Below are 12,734 nucleotides of genomic sequence, written 5' to 3'. Positions count from 1 at the left end.
GCCGCCCCTTGAGAGAGGATCCGACCATGCCCCGACGCCCAAGCACCCGGCGGCAGACCGCCAAGCCGCAGCGAGCCAACCCGCTGGACGCCGCCGGCATCACATACGTCGACTACAAGGACACCGACCTGCTGCGGAAGTTCATCTCCGACCGCGGAAAGATCCGCAGCCGTCGGGTGACCCGCGTGACGCGTCAGCAGCAGCGGCAGGTGGCGCAGGCCATCAAGAACGCACGCGAGATGGCACTCCTTCCCTACAGTTCCCGATAGCCGGGACAGCGTTGAGTCAACGCTGCTCGTACGGGTTTGACGGCCCCTCGACCCGTCTGACCGCCTTCGCGTCCAGCAGCGGGGGCCAGGCCGCCGAGGAGCCCAGCCTGCCCTTGGGGTGCCAGATGCCCGTGGCCGTCACCCACGTGTCCGTCGCCGGGGCGTCCGCGCCGCGGACCTCCACCTTGCTCGTGGTCGCGTCGGCCGCGCAGCACGAGACCAGGAGCCGGGTGATGTACCACGTGCCGTCGTCCCCGTGCGTGACGAAGCCGGTCAGCCGGACCGTACGGCCCTTCAACGAGCGATCGCTGTCGTAGACCGCCCGGGAGGTGAAGGCGGCGACGCTCAGGTCCACCGGGTCGCCGGACGGCAGTGGCGGGAACGTTCCGATGCCCTGGGCCGCGCGCTGCGCGTCCTCCCGGTCCGCGCTGTAGGAGCCGAGCGCGGGCGGCGGGAAGAGCAGCAGCGCGGCGGCGGGGAGGGCGAGAAGCCAGGCGAGGCGCGGGCCGGTCGTGTGGGTGTGCCCGTGCCCGTGTGGGTCCTCGGCCTCGTCCTCGTCGGGGACCTCCCGTGCGGCCCGCACTCCCGCCGCCACCCCCAGCAGCACCAGCAGCGCCCCCGACGCGATCAGGTACGGCCGCAGCCCGGACTGCACGTACCGCAGATACAGGGCGCTGAACAGCGAGATCCGCAGCACGGCGGCGCCCACCAGCAGCATCAGCACGGCCTGCCCGTACCGCCTCACAGCAGCCACCACCCCACGAGCACACTGCTCACCATGGCGACCACCCAGGTCGCCGACGAGAACCGGATGGTGAAGGCCCTGCCGAACGTGCCCGCCTGAAGCGCGATCAGCTTCAGATCGACCATCGGCCCGACCACCATGAACGCCAACTGTGCCATCGGCGAGAACCCGCTCAGCGACGCGGCGACGAACGCGTCGGCCTCGCTGCACACGCACAGCACCACGGCGAGCAGGGCCAGCAGCAGAACCGACAGCCAGAGCGATCCGGTGAAGAGGTCCAGGACCGAGCGCGGCACAGTGATGTTGAAGGTCGCCGCGGCGGCCGAGCCGAGCACCAGGAAGCCCCCGGCATGCAGGAAGTCGTGCTGCAGCCCGGCCGCGAAGGCACGCCCGCGCGAGGATCCGGGCGGCCTCGTACGCTCCGTCGGCAGCCGTAGCCACTCCTCGCGCCCGAAACGGGCCCACAGCCACCCCATGACGACGGCGGTGGCGAGGGAGGCGACGAGCCGGGCCGCCACCATCAGCGGCCGGCCGGGGAAGGCGATGGACGTGGCGACCAGCACGACGGGGTTGATGGCGGGCGCGGACAGCAGGAACGCGAGCGCTGCGGCCGGGGCGACCCCGCGCCGCATCAGGCTTCTGGCCACCGGTACGGACGCGCACTCGCACCCGGGCAGCACGGCGCCGGCCGCGCCCGCGACGGGCACGGCGAGCGCCGTCCTGCGTGGCAGCAGCCGGCTGAAGACGCGCTCGGGCACGAAGGCGCCGATGGCGGCGGAGACCAGCGTGCCCAGCAGCAGGAAGGGAACTCCCTGGACGACGACGGCGGTGAACACCGTCCACCAGGCGGCGACGGGCGGGGTGTAGAGGTCGAGTGCGATCACCGGGCCGAGGATCAGCGCGACCGCGAGGATCGTGGCGAGCGCGACACCGCCGACGACGACCTGCACGAGCGTCCGGACGGCGAGGCGGACGGTATCGAAGAACCCGTACCGGCCCTCGGTGTACTCCGGATCGCTCACGTCACTCGCTTCGCCGTACGACACCACGGACGCACCGCATAGTACCGACGGAGGCTGTGCGCCGATCTCTTCGGGCCTCCGGGCGTACCGGTCCTCTCCTATGGCGGTCTGGCGGATCGGTATCCGTACCGGGTCGGGCGGCGCCGTGGCTGCGTTCGTCGCCCGACCCGGGGTCTTCAGGCCCCCGCTACAAGGTCGCGGTGCTCGTGCTCGCAGGTGTCGTCGATGCCGTAGGTGTCCCAGTCGGGGAACGGGTCGACGGGCGGCAGGCTCTCGCCGTCGGCCATGAGGCAGTCGGTCAGTGCCGCGTGCAGTGCGTCTGCGAGCAGGTGCGTGCCGATGAAGACCAGTTCCTGGCCGTCGGGGCTGTCGGTGTCGCGGGCAGCGGAGGGCTCGAAGCGTGCGACGGAGCCGGCCTGTGACCACAGGCCCGTCACCTGCGGGCGGCTGGCCAGAGTGAAGAACCCCTTGGAGCGCAGGATCTGCCCGTACGCGCCGCTGTCGAACTCCTGAGTCACGAACGTCCACAGCCGGCCGGGGTGGAACGGCCGTTCGGCTCGGAAGACGGTCGAGGAGATCCCGTACTCCTCCGTCTCGGGGACGTGGTCGCCGTTGAGCTCCATCACCCAGCCGGGGGCCTGTTGGGCGCGTTCCAGGTCGAACAGCCCGGTGCCCAGTACGTCGGCGGCCTTCACGCGGCCGTGGACGGCTGGGACGACGCGCGCGACCGGGTTGAGGCGGGTGAGCGTAGCCCGCAGCCGGTCCGCCGTTTCCTCGTCGACGAGGTCGAGTTTGTTGAGCATGATGACGTCCGCGAACTCGACCTGGTCCATCAGCAGGTCGCTGACGGTGCGTTCGTCGTTCTCGTACTGATCCAGGCCGCGCTCGACGAGCTCGTCGCCGCTGGTCAGCTCGGGCAGGAAGTTGGCCGCGTCGACGACCGTGACCATGGTGTCCAGTCGGGCGACCTCGCCGAGGGTGGCGCCGTCGTCGCGGGCGAAGGCGAACGTCGCGGCCACCGGCATGGGTTCGGAGATGCCGGACGACTCGATGAGCAGGTAGTCGAAGCGGCCCTCGCGGGCCAGCCGGTCGACCTCCTCGAGCAGGTCGTCGCGCAGGGTGCAGCAGATGCAGCCGTTGGTCATCTCGACCAGGCGCTCCTCGGTGCGTGACAGGGCCGCCTCGCCGCCGCGCACCAGGGCGGCGTCGATGTTGACCTCGCTCATGTCGTTGACGATGACCGCGACGCGCAGTCCCTCGCGGTTGCCGAGGATGTGGTTGAGGAGGGTGGTCTTGCCCGCGCCGAGAAAGCCGGACAGGACGGTGACGGGCAGTCGCTCGTAAGGCATGAACGGTCAGTCCTCCGGGCGCAGCAGCCCGCGCTCGTACGCCTTCACCAGCCGCTGGGGCACCAGGTAGGGGACGCCGTCGACGGTGATCGGGACGAGTGCCGGGGTGGCCGCCTTCCACTGGGCGCGGCGGTGGCGGGTGTTGCTGCGGGACATCTTGCGCTTGGGCACGGCCATGGGGTCCTCCTGGAGGTGAGCACGCAGAACGTTACATGAAAACGAATCTCATTACTAATTAGCTGGCTGACTAGCTCGGAGGAGTGGGCGGCAGCGCGTGCGTGTGGACGCGCACACCCGTCGGCCCGGCGGGCGCTCCCGTCGGTCAGGCGGATTGCAGCGTCGCCCTCCTGGCTCCCCACCGCCGGGCCCGGTAGCTGCCCGCCAGTCGGCAGGCGACGTAGAGGGTGAACGAGATCGTCGTGACGTAAGGGCTGATGGGGATGCTGCTGCCCAGTGCTGCTGTCGCCGCGCCGATACCGGCCGCCCGCACACGCCCGGCGACCGATCAGCGGCCTGGCTGCCGGGTCCGGTCGCTGGTACGACGACGCAGCCAGGCTGCCTCCGCAGGCGTGAGGTTCGGGTCGGTCAGCTTGGCTTCGGCCACCTCCTGGATGCGTCCCGCAGGATCGGTCCGAGAGCCCTTGCGCACGCTGTGCACAAGCAGACTCCGCCCCAGGCGGACGGCCAGTCCGGGGACCTCCGCGCTGCTGACCGTGACCATGGTCATCGCCACATCCGCATCGGGATCACCAGCGCCCGCGTTGCGCCAGTCGATCACCACGGGGCCCCGCCGGGTCAGAAGCACGTTGCCCGGATGCAGGTCCAGATGCAGCACCCGGTCGTCACCTGCCGTCGCAAACCGCTGGGGCAGCCACTTCGGCGCCGGCGACGCATGCAACCGGTCGTGCAGGCGGCCCAACGTCCGGCCGAGGGATCCGACCCGCCAGGGGTGCCGGGCCAGCACATCCAGCATCGTCGGCCCGGTCAGCCGCTCCAAGACCATGTCGGTATCGGTGATCTCGTACACCTTCGGCACGGGATACCCACAAGCCGCCAAATGGGTCATCAACCGAGCTTCCAGCTCCGTTGGTCCCCCCTGCCGATAACGCCGCAACACCTTGGACTCGTCCAGGGCATACACGTCAGCTTCCCGCCCCCGCCCGATCAACTCCATGCAATGCAGTCTGTCCTGACGGAGCATCAGCCATCAATCGGGCGACGGCGAGTCACTGGTGGCCGTTGTGCAGCCGCCGGGACTCCCCACCGCACCGGCGCACCCAGACCCGCCGGTCCGATGGCGGGCACGAACCATCTAGATAACGAACCAATAACGGGTCTAGTCCACAGCTGGGGTTCGGCTGTGGTTCCGTCATGCGTTCCCTCGTCGACACTCGCGGCAATGAGCCTCTGAGGCCGCGGGTGGTCCACGCCCCAACGACTTCGCCATCACGACGAGACGAGGCATCTCCATGTCGAACAACGAGGACAACTTCGTAGAGCCCGAGTCGGGCGCCATGCCCGCTGCGACTGCGCCCTCCTCGGGGCGGCACTTCACGCGCCGCAAGTTCTTCAAGGCCGCCGGGTTGACGGCCGCGGCCGGTGCCGCGATGTCCGCCGGGCTGGGTGCCGATCGCCTGCAGGCATCCGCTGCGGCGATGCCGACGGGCCGGACCGGCACCATCGCCGACCTGAAGCACATTGTCATCGTCACCCAGGAGAACCGGTCCTTCGACCACATCTTCGGGACGCTGAACCTGCCGGGCGCGCGCGGCTTCAACGACAAGCAGGCACTGACCTGGCAGAACGGGCAGACCAACTTCTACGAGCCGAACAGCCGCGCCGAGGGCTATCTCCTGCCGTACCGCGCGGACACCACGAAGTACAACGCGCAGAACACCAGCAGCCGCATGTTCTACTTCGAGGAGCAGGACGTCCCGTTCCACCACGCCATAGCGAAGGCGTGGACGGTAGCCGACCACTACCACTGCTCCCTCAACACCAGCACCGACCCGAACCGCATCATGATGTGGACCGGCACCAACGACCCGCAGGGCATCCTCGGCGGCGGCCCGCGCATCAACAACAGCCAGAACGGCCAGTTCCTGTTCCAGTGGGAGACCTACCCGGAGGTCCTCCAGAAAGCGGGCGTCACCTGGCAGATGTACGTCGACAACAACAAGGACGTCGGCTGGTTCGGCGACTACGAGGACAACACGCTGCGCGACTTCGCGCGTTACAACCCAGTCAACGCCTCCGCAGACGACTTCGAGCCCGGCAAGGGTCTGCTCGCCCGTGGCGGGATCACCAAGGACTACACCAACCCGCCGGCGGATCAGAAGAACGACCGAACCAACCTCGATTACGTGCTGCGCGACTTCATCGCCGACTGCGCTGCGGGCACCCTGCCGCAGGTCTCTTGGGTCACCTCGCCGGCCTCGTGGAGCGAGCACCCGAACCACGCCCCCAATGACGGCGCGATCTATGTCGACCGCGTCATCCAGGCCGTGCACGACAACCCGGAGCTGTGGGACTCGACCCTCATCATCCTCAACTACGACGAGCCCAACGGCGCCAACCGCCTCGGCCAGGGCGGCTTCTTCGACCACGTCCTGCCTCCCATCCCCGAGGACGGCACACCGGGCGAGGGTGCGCCGGGTCTGAACCCGGGCTTCGGCGGCCGCGTCCCGCTCGTGATGATCTCCCCCTGGACCCGCGGCGGCTACGTCTGCTCGGAGGTCTTCGACCACACCTCGACGATCATGCTGCTCGAGCAGTGGACCACCACTCTCGGCAAGCCGGCCATCTGCAAGAACATCAGCGCCTGGCGCCGTACGGTCTCAGGCGACATGCTCTCAGCGATCGACTTCACCCGCTTCGACAACTCGTTCCCCTCGCTGCCGACCCCGGCAAGCCTGGCCGCGGTCGTCGACAAGGACAAGACGCTGCCGCCCGTGCCGCAGCCCCCGGTCGGCGAGCAGGTCATGCCGACGCAGGGCAGCACCGGCCCGCTCAAGGTCCGCCCGCTCTCGTTCCACCAGCACGCCACCCTGGTCGAGGACCGCATCGCCGGCACGGTCACCGCGGCCATGAGCTTCGACGGCGGTCGCCCGGGCAAGGGTGCGAGCATGCTGGTCTTCCCCGACAAGTACCTCCCACAGCAGACGTACGGCACGCCGTACACGGTCAGCAACACCCACCCGCGCACGCACACGTGGGACGCGACACAGACCGGTGGTCAGTACGCGTTCTCGATCTACGGCCCGGACCGCTTCGTTCGTACGTTCGCCGGCCAGGTCGTTCCGGCCGCGCAGACCGACGGCGCCATCCCGCGGATCGAGGTCGAGCTAATCCGAGGGTCGGGTGCCAGCCAGCAGGTCAAGCTCACCCTCCACAGCGACGGCTCGCAGGCCGTGATCTTCGAGCTGGTCGCCAACGACTTCCTCGATCGCGACCAGGCCATCTCGGTGGCCGCGGGCAAGTCGAAGGTCGTCACCTGGCCGACCAAGTCGGGCTACTACGACATCGTCATCACCGCCAAGGGGGTCGACGGCTGGAAGCAGCGCTACGCCGGCCGCGTCGCCCAGATCTAAGCGATATGCACACGGCACCCGATGAGAAGGCGCCGCACGTTGACGGGGGGCCACGGCGGCGGTTGCTGCTGTGGGCCTCGGTCGTAGCGGCGGTCGCCGTCGCGACGGTGACGATCGTCGCGGTCAGCTTGTGGCCCGCTGGCCAGCACTCCCCGGTGAAAGGCCCCTTCGTCGACGCCACCGCGGCGGCGTGGGCGGCGCACCCGGTCAAGCGGACGGCGGCGGGCACTGAGGTGCACGTCGTGTCCGGCACGCCGAGCTGCATCGACGACTGGCACGGCGGCCCCACCGGCAACTACAGCTTTGACGTCCTGAACGATGAGGGCGACGACATGGAGATCTACCTCCAAGACACCCGCAGCAAGAAGATCTATCTCGAGGTCGAGAACTTCGGCATCAACGCCACTCGCCAGGTCACCGGGGTCATCCCGCCCGGTACCTACAAATGGGTCTGCATCACCGCATACACCATCAAGTCGAGCAGGCCGATCGCCGTAACCGGCAATACCGGTGGCGGCGGCGCCGGAACAACAGCCGTGAATGGGATCGTGCCCGTCACGCCGCTCGACCTTCGGATACCCATTAATCAGTACACGGCGTGGGTGCAGAGCCAGCTGCCGACGCTGAGCAGGCAGGTCACACAGCTTGCTGCGGATCTGCACGCCGGCGACGTGGGCGCAGCGAAGCTGGACTGGTTGACAGCGCATCTCAGCTACGAGAAGCTCGGCGCCGCATACGGCGCATTCGGGAAACTGGGTGACGCGATCAACGGCGACCCACCGAGCGACGCCGCCGCGGTCACCTCACCTCACCTCACCGGCTTCCGCAAGATCGAGGCGCTGCTCTGGGCAGGCGAGCCGCCGGCGGAGATCGCGCCGTACGCCGACACATTGATCGCGAATGTCGGAAAGCTGCCGGCTGAGCTCGCCAAGCCGAACTCGATCACGCCGCTCGACATGGGCATCCGTGCCCATGAGATCCTCGAGGACACGCTCGGCAAGGACCTCAACGGGATCGGCGATGCCGGCAGCCACACCGAGCTCGCCACCGTCGATGCGAACATCACCGGCACCTGTCACGCGCTTCAGCCGCTGGTGCCGCTGCTGACTGCTCAGGATCCGTGGCTCGGCCGGACGCAGAGCTGGCTGCGCCAGACCCAGGTGCTCGTCGAGAGCTACCACCATGCGAACGGCTGGGTGCCGCTGACCTCCCTCACCGCTGTGCAACGAGCCGAACTCGATGCTCATGTCCAGCAGGCCGTCGAGCTTCTCTCCCACATCCCACCCGTCACCGAGCCTCGCGACAGTCCCGACGAGGGAAGCGGCATTGGGAACGACAGCAGCGGCGCGACCGGAGGCAACGGCAAATGAACCCGCACACCACCCGGCGAGGCCTCCTCGGCGCCCTCGCCGTCGGCTCGGCCGGCGCCGTCGCTGCCGCGATCACGGCCTCGGCCGGCGTGCGAGACGACGCCGTGAGCGCGGCGACCGCCGCGCCCGGCACCGAGCAGGCGCCGTCGGCGAGCTACCCCTTCGAAGGAGCCCACCAGGCGGGCATCCTGGAACCGCCACAGCGCGCCGCCGTCTTCGTTTCGTTCACGGTCACCTCAGCCGACCGGGCTCAGCTTCAGCAGACGCTGCAGACGCTCACGTCCACCGTTCGCTACCTGACAAGCGGTGAGGACGTGCCGTACGACGGCGTGGCATCGACCAGCTATGAGAACGGCGTGCTCGGCACCCAGGTCGTTCCGGACGGGCTCACCGTCACGGTCAGCGTGGGCGCCAGTCTCTTCGACAAGCGGTACGGCCTCGCGAAGGCCAAGCCGGCGTTGCTGCGGCCCATGGACGAGTTCCCCAACGACGCCCTCGACCGCAGCATGTGCGACGGAGACCTGCTCCTGCAGATCTGCGCCAACAATCGCGACACAGCACTGCACGCGCTGCGCATCCTCATGCGCGCCACTCGCGCCGACCTGCAGGTGTTGTGGCGCAAGGAAGGCTTCATGAGCCCGCCGCGGCCGAGTGGCACGCCGCGGAACCTGCTCGGTTTCAAGGACGGCACCGCCAACCAGGAGTTCACCGGCGATCGCACGCTCGTCGACCGTCTCGTCTGGACGCACGGCGGCCACCGGGAGCCCGACTGGGTCGAGGGCGGCTCGTACCACGTCGTGCGCCTGATCCGGATGTTCGTGGAGTTCTGGGACCGGGTCTCGATCACGGAGCAGCAGCGCATGATCGGCCGCGACCGCGACAGCGGCGCGCCGCTCGCCGGCAGCAAGGAGTTCGACGTGCCGAACTACGAACGCGACCCATACGGCAACGTCGTCCCGGTCACAGCGCACATCCGCGTGGCCAACCCGCACGACGGCTCGGCAGACGATCAGCGGATGCTGCGTCGCGGGTTCAACTACAGCGGCGGCACCGACCCCAACGGTCAGCTCGACATGGGGCTGATCTTCGTCTGCTTCAACCAGGATCTTGAGCGCCAGTTCGTGACGGTGCAGAAGCGCCTGATCGACGAGCCGCTGGTGGACTACATCTCCCCGTTCGGCGGCGGCTACTTCTTCGCCCTCCCCGGAGTGCGGAACCGCGAGGACTGGCTGGGGCGAGGCATGTTCTCGTGACGAGCGCCAGTGGTGCCGCTCAACCTGCCGCCCGCCGCCGCACGAAGCCCCGCCGCACCTTCGACCGACTCGACATCCCCATTGGCAATCTTTCGAAAAGAGATGAACTCACATGCCCCACAAAGCCCTCCCCGCGAGGTCGCGGTTCCGCGCCAGCGGTTTCGCCAGACGGGCACTCACGACCGTGCTGTCGACATTTCTGGCCATCACCGGCCTGAGTTCCTTCGCCGTGGGTGGCGTGGTCGCTGCCCATGCGGCATCCGCGTCCGGCCTCGTTGCGCCGGTGGTGTCGTACACCTTCGACTCAGATTCCGGAACCACCACGACCGACTCCAGTGGCAACGGCAACAACGGCACCTGGCACGGCACCCCCGCCTACGCGCCCGGACTGTCCGGTCAGGCCGCCCACGTCTCCGCCGGCCGCCAGGTCACGCTTCCGCGCATCGCCGGCAAGACCGACGCCAGTGGCAGCTTCTCCTACGACTTCTGGATCAAGCAGAACTCGTACACGGGGGATGCCTACCTCTTCGCCAACCAGCACGGCGGCTCGTGCAGCGACAACGCTTTCGCCACCTACAACGCTTCGGGCAGCAACGGCTCCTTGCTCGGCTGCTTCGGCACCGAGGGTGTCCACGAGACCCTGGGCAATGCGCCCACCGTCGGCGCGTGGCACCACGTGGCCGCGGTCGTGGACCGCTCCGCCGGCACCGCGAAGTGGTACGTGGACGGCAGGCAGGCGGGCGCGACGACCACCGTCGCCACCGGTGACAACCTCGACTCGGGCCTGCCGTTCGCGATCGGTCAGAACGGCGCCCTAAACTACGCGCCGCAGACGGACGCGCTGTTCGACAACGTGAACTTCTACGACCAGGCCATCAGCGCCGTGCAGGTCCAGGCCGACTACCAGGCCGGTCTGCCGGGCGGGGACCCGCTGAACCTCCCCGATGCGCTCTCGACCTCGCTGCACTACTACCTCCCGTTCGACGGCAACGCCAACAGCACCACCGGGGCTGCGACGACCGCGAACGACGTCTCCTACGTCCAGGGTAAGTTCGGTCAGGCCGCGCATTTCAACTCGACCAACTCATGGGTTCGTCTGGACGACCTCTCGAGCTACCCGGCGAACTACAGCTTCACCATGGCGACGTGGGTCCGGTCCACGCAGACCGGCAGTGACCCGTCGATCTTCGGCAACAAGGACTGGAATAGCGGCTCCAACCCGGGCTTCGTGTTCTCGACCCGCACGAGCAACATCGTGCTCAACATCAACGCCGGCGGTGTGGGCCGCGTGGACTGCACCACGGCCCAGCCCATCACGGACGGCACCTGGCATCAGGTGGCCTTCACGGCCGATCGCGCCGCGGGGACCGTCACCCTGTACATCGACGGCGTGCAGTCGGGCTCTGGCAGCATCGCCAAGTTCGCCGGTCAGCCGTTCACAGCGCTGAGCACCATGATCGGCAACGACGGCACCGGGCACTACAACATCGGCAACGTCCTCGACATCGACGAGTTCTTCCTCTTCGACCGGGCGCTGTACCCTGCCGAGGTCAAGGACCTCTACCTGGGGAGCCCGGGCGTTCAGCACGCTCCGACCATCACGATCAAGGACACCTCGATCGGCTCGGCCGGCGTGTACAGCTCCGTGGACTTCGCTCTGCACGCGTCCACGCTGGTGGACAAGTTCTCGATCAACGGTGTCATGACTGACGTTAACAACGTCGTCGACTACGACCTCAACGGCGTGAAGCCGGGCGTTCTGGGCTCGGTCGAGGGCACCAACGAGCTGAAGCTCTACACCGCCGCCGGTGAAATCGTCCCGCTGACCTTCCAGCTCGACGGCACCCCGCCGACGATCTCGCTCAACGACAACCCGGGGATGAACGTCGGCTTCGACGGCACCTACCAGGCTGTCTCCTTTGTGATGCGCGACGCCGGCGGCATCGGCCAGGTGAGCGTGAACGGCTTCCCGGTTGTGCTTCCGAGCGCGCCGGTGGTCGGGCTCAGCCACATCCGCCCCGGTTCCTACCACGCGGTCCTCGGTGACAACACGATCACTGTCGCGGACCTCGCGGGCAACGTCACCACGCAGCACTTCACTCTGACGGATGCCCCGATCGTCGCGTTCGCGGCCCCCACGGCCGGTGCGGTGCTGAGCGGCACCGCTCAGGTCGCGGCCGAGGTTGCCGGCGCGAACCTTAAGTCGTACCAGCTCCGCCTGGACGGCAAGGGCCTCGTGAATACGGTCAAGCCGGCGAACGGCGAGCTGGACGACAACCTCGACACCACCAAGGTGAAAAACGGGGCGCACACCCTGAGCGCTACGGTCATCGACTCCCTGGGCCACGTGACCACGGCTTCGGTCGCCGTCACTGTTGCCAACTAGCGCGCGCCTGCATTGGCGCAATGGTCACCCGTCGTCTGGCGGGTGACCATTGCGCCAATTCGCTGAGGCTGGGGCGGCTCTCGCGGATCGTGGCCGGCACGCCCGCTCGGCCGGACGTCTTTGTGTGCGTAGTGCAGGGCGAGCGTGCTCTTGCCGATCCTGAGGTTCCCCCGAGATGCGAGGAGGGGTGACAGCAGGTCAGATGACTCTCGTGAGAGGAGATCTGACGATGCCTGCCCCCAGCTGGAGTTGCGTGAGCGCGCGGTGCGGATGTATCGCACGTCGGAACCGAAGCCCGTCATCCGTCGCCTCGCCGAGGAGCTCGGCGTGCATCACGAGGCCCTGCGCGGCTGGATCCGGCAGGCCGAGGCAGATGCCGGCGAGCGGGACGACCTGCTCACTTCGGAGGAGAAGGAGGAGCTGGCCCAGCTGCGCCGCGAGGTGCGCGAGCTACGCCGGGCGAACGAGGTCCTGCGGACGGCGTCGGCTGAGATGTGAATCCACCAGTTCCAGGGCAGCACGAACGTCGATGGTTGTGTTCTGCTGACGGACCGGATGGCGGGTGGGTCATTCGGCGGGTGGGGTGACGGGCTCGAGGGTGACCTCGAACCCGAGGGCCTGGAGTTGAGCGGTCAGGCGTTTCGCCTTGTGCTCGGTGCTGAATCGGCGGGTGGCCCAGTCGGCACCCAGCTCTCGGTAGGGAACGTGGTCATGGACGATGTGCCAGTAGGCGACGACGATGTCGTGCCG

At 68.3% G+C, this 12,734-nt stretch carries 10 protein-coding genes and 2 pseudogenes; 6 read left to right on the top strand and 6 right to left on the bottom strand.

Annotated features, from left to right (window positions below; translation table 11 throughout):
• The first annotated feature begins 26 nt into the window (after positions 1 to 26).
• Positions 27 to 269 carry a 30S ribosomal protein S18 gene (gene rpsR, locus ACWC91_RS37235; protein WP_225077648.1) on the top strand — a complete coding sequence of 81 codons (243 nt, stop codon included), beginning with the start codon at positions 27 to 29 and terminating at the stop codon, positions 267 to 269.
• A 16-nt stretch (positions 270 to 285) separates the two neighbouring features.
• Here rpsR and ACWC91_RS37230 read toward each other — a convergent pair whose 3' ends face one another.
• The 6 genes and pseudogenes from ACWC91_RS37230 to ACWC91_RS37205 form a co-directional block, all read right to left on the bottom strand.
• Positions 286 to 1,014 (bottom strand): TIGR03943 family putative permease subunit, encoded by a 729-nt coding sequence (locus tag ACWC91_RS37230; RefSeq protein ID WP_450642669.1) that lies wholly within the window; start codon positions 1,012 to 1,014, stop codon positions 286 to 288.
• Positions 1,011 to 2,036: a permease gene (locus tag ACWC91_RS37225; protein ID WP_281157544.1), complete on the bottom strand. Its 1,026-nt coding sequence runs from the start codon at positions 2,034 to 2,036 to the stop codon at positions 1,011 to 1,013. Before ACWC91_RS37225 ends, ACWC91_RS37230 begins: the two co-directional genes overlap by 4 nt.
• A 176-nt stretch (positions 2,037 to 2,212) precedes the next feature.
• Positions 2,213 to 3,385, bottom strand: a complete 1,173-nt coding sequence (locus ACWC91_RS37220) for a GTP-binding protein (protein ID WP_450726235.1) — start codon at positions 3,383 to 3,385, stop codon at positions 2,213 to 2,215.
• 6 nt (positions 3,386 to 3,391) lie between these two features.
• Entirely contained in the window at positions 3,392 to 3,562 is a 171-nt protein-coding gene (gene rpmF, locus ACWC91_RS37215) for a 50S ribosomal protein L32 (protein WP_225077645.1), read from the bottom strand.
• 145 nt (positions 3,563 to 3,707) lie between these two features.
• Positions 3,708 to 3,857: pseudogene (locus tag ACWC91_RS37210) on the bottom strand (metal ABC transporter permease); the annotation flags it as partial.
• Positions 3,858 to 3,890: 33 nt separating this feature from the next.
• Positions 3,891 to 4,559: a phosphotransferase gene (locus ACWC91_RS37205; RefSeq protein ID WP_450643569.1), complete on the bottom strand. Its 669-nt coding sequence runs from the start codon at positions 4,557 to 4,559 to the stop codon at positions 3,891 to 3,893.
• Between the two features lie 295 nt (positions 4,560 to 4,854).
• On the opposite strand from ACWC91_RS37205, the gene ACWC91_RS37200 reads away from it, so the two are divergent.
• The 5 genes and pseudogenes from ACWC91_RS37200 to ACWC91_RS37180 form a co-directional block, all read left to right on the top strand.
• The gene (locus ACWC91_RS37200) at positions 4,855 to 6,975 is read left to right on the top strand and encodes an alkaline phosphatase family protein (RefSeq protein WP_450643570.1); all 2,121 of its coding nucleotides are present in this window, start codon (positions 4,855 to 4,857) and stop codon (positions 6,973 to 6,975) included.
• A gap of 5 nt (positions 6,976 to 6,980) precedes the next feature.
• The gene (locus tag ACWC91_RS37195; protein ID WP_450643571.1) at positions 6,981 to 8,345 is read left to right on the top strand and encodes an imelysin family protein; all 1,365 of its coding nucleotides are present in this window, start codon (positions 6,981 to 6,983) and stop codon (positions 8,343 to 8,345) included.
• Positions 8,342 to 9,598, top strand: coding sequence for an iron uptake transporter deferrochelatase/peroxidase subunit (efeB, locus tag ACWC91_RS37190; RefSeq protein WP_450643572.1), 1,257 nt, complete (start codon positions 8,342 to 8,344; stop codon positions 9,596 to 9,598). Before ACWC91_RS37195 ends, efeB begins: the two co-directional genes overlap by 4 nt.
• 184 nt (positions 9,599 to 9,782) lie before the next feature.
• Complete coding sequence (locus tag ACWC91_RS37185; protein WP_450643573.1) at positions 9,783 to 11,984, top strand: LamG domain-containing protein; 2,202 nt, start codon at positions 9,783 to 9,785, stop codon at positions 11,982 to 11,984.
• Positions 11,985 to 12,128: 144 nt separating this feature from the next.
• A pseudogene (locus ACWC91_RS37180) lies at positions 12,129 to 12,473 on the top strand (transposase); the annotation flags it as partial.
• Between the last annotated feature and the right edge of the window lie 261 nt (positions 12,474 to 12,734).

The sequence above is a fragment of the Streptomyces sp. NPDC001204 genome (assembly GCF_053598035.1).
The sequence above is the reverse complement of the archived record's forward strand: the minus strand, read 5'-3'. Positions and strand labels throughout refer to the sequence as shown.

Excerpts from the sequence above, each read along its gene's own strand:
- rpsR (WP_225077648.1), top strand. The coding sequence starts at position 27 with ATGCCCCGACGCCCAAGCACCCGGCGGCAGACCGCCAAGCCGCAGCGA.
- ACWC91_RS37220 (WP_450726235.1), bottom strand. The coding sequence starts at position 3,385 with ATGCCTTACGAGCGACTGCCCGTCACCGTCCTGTCCGGCTTTCTCGGC.
- rpmF (WP_225077645.1), bottom strand. The coding sequence starts at position 3,562 with ATGGCCGTGCCCAAGCGCAAGATGTCCCGCAGCAACACCCGCCACCGC.
- ACWC91_RS37205 (WP_450643569.1), bottom strand. The coding sequence starts at position 4,559 with ATGGAGTTGATCGGGCGGGGGCGGGAAGCTGACGTGTATGCCCTGGAC.
- ACWC91_RS37200 (WP_450643570.1), top strand. The coding sequence starts at position 4,855 with ATGTCGAACAACGAGGACAACTTCGTAGAGCCCGAGTCGGGCGCCATG.
- ACWC91_RS37195 (WP_450643571.1), top strand. The coding sequence starts at position 6,981 with ATGCACACGGCACCCGATGAGAAGGCGCCGCACGTTGACGGGGGGCCA.
- efeB (WP_450643572.1), top strand. The coding sequence starts at position 8,342 with ATGAACCCGCACACCACCCGGCGAGGCCTCCTCGGCGCCCTCGCCGTC.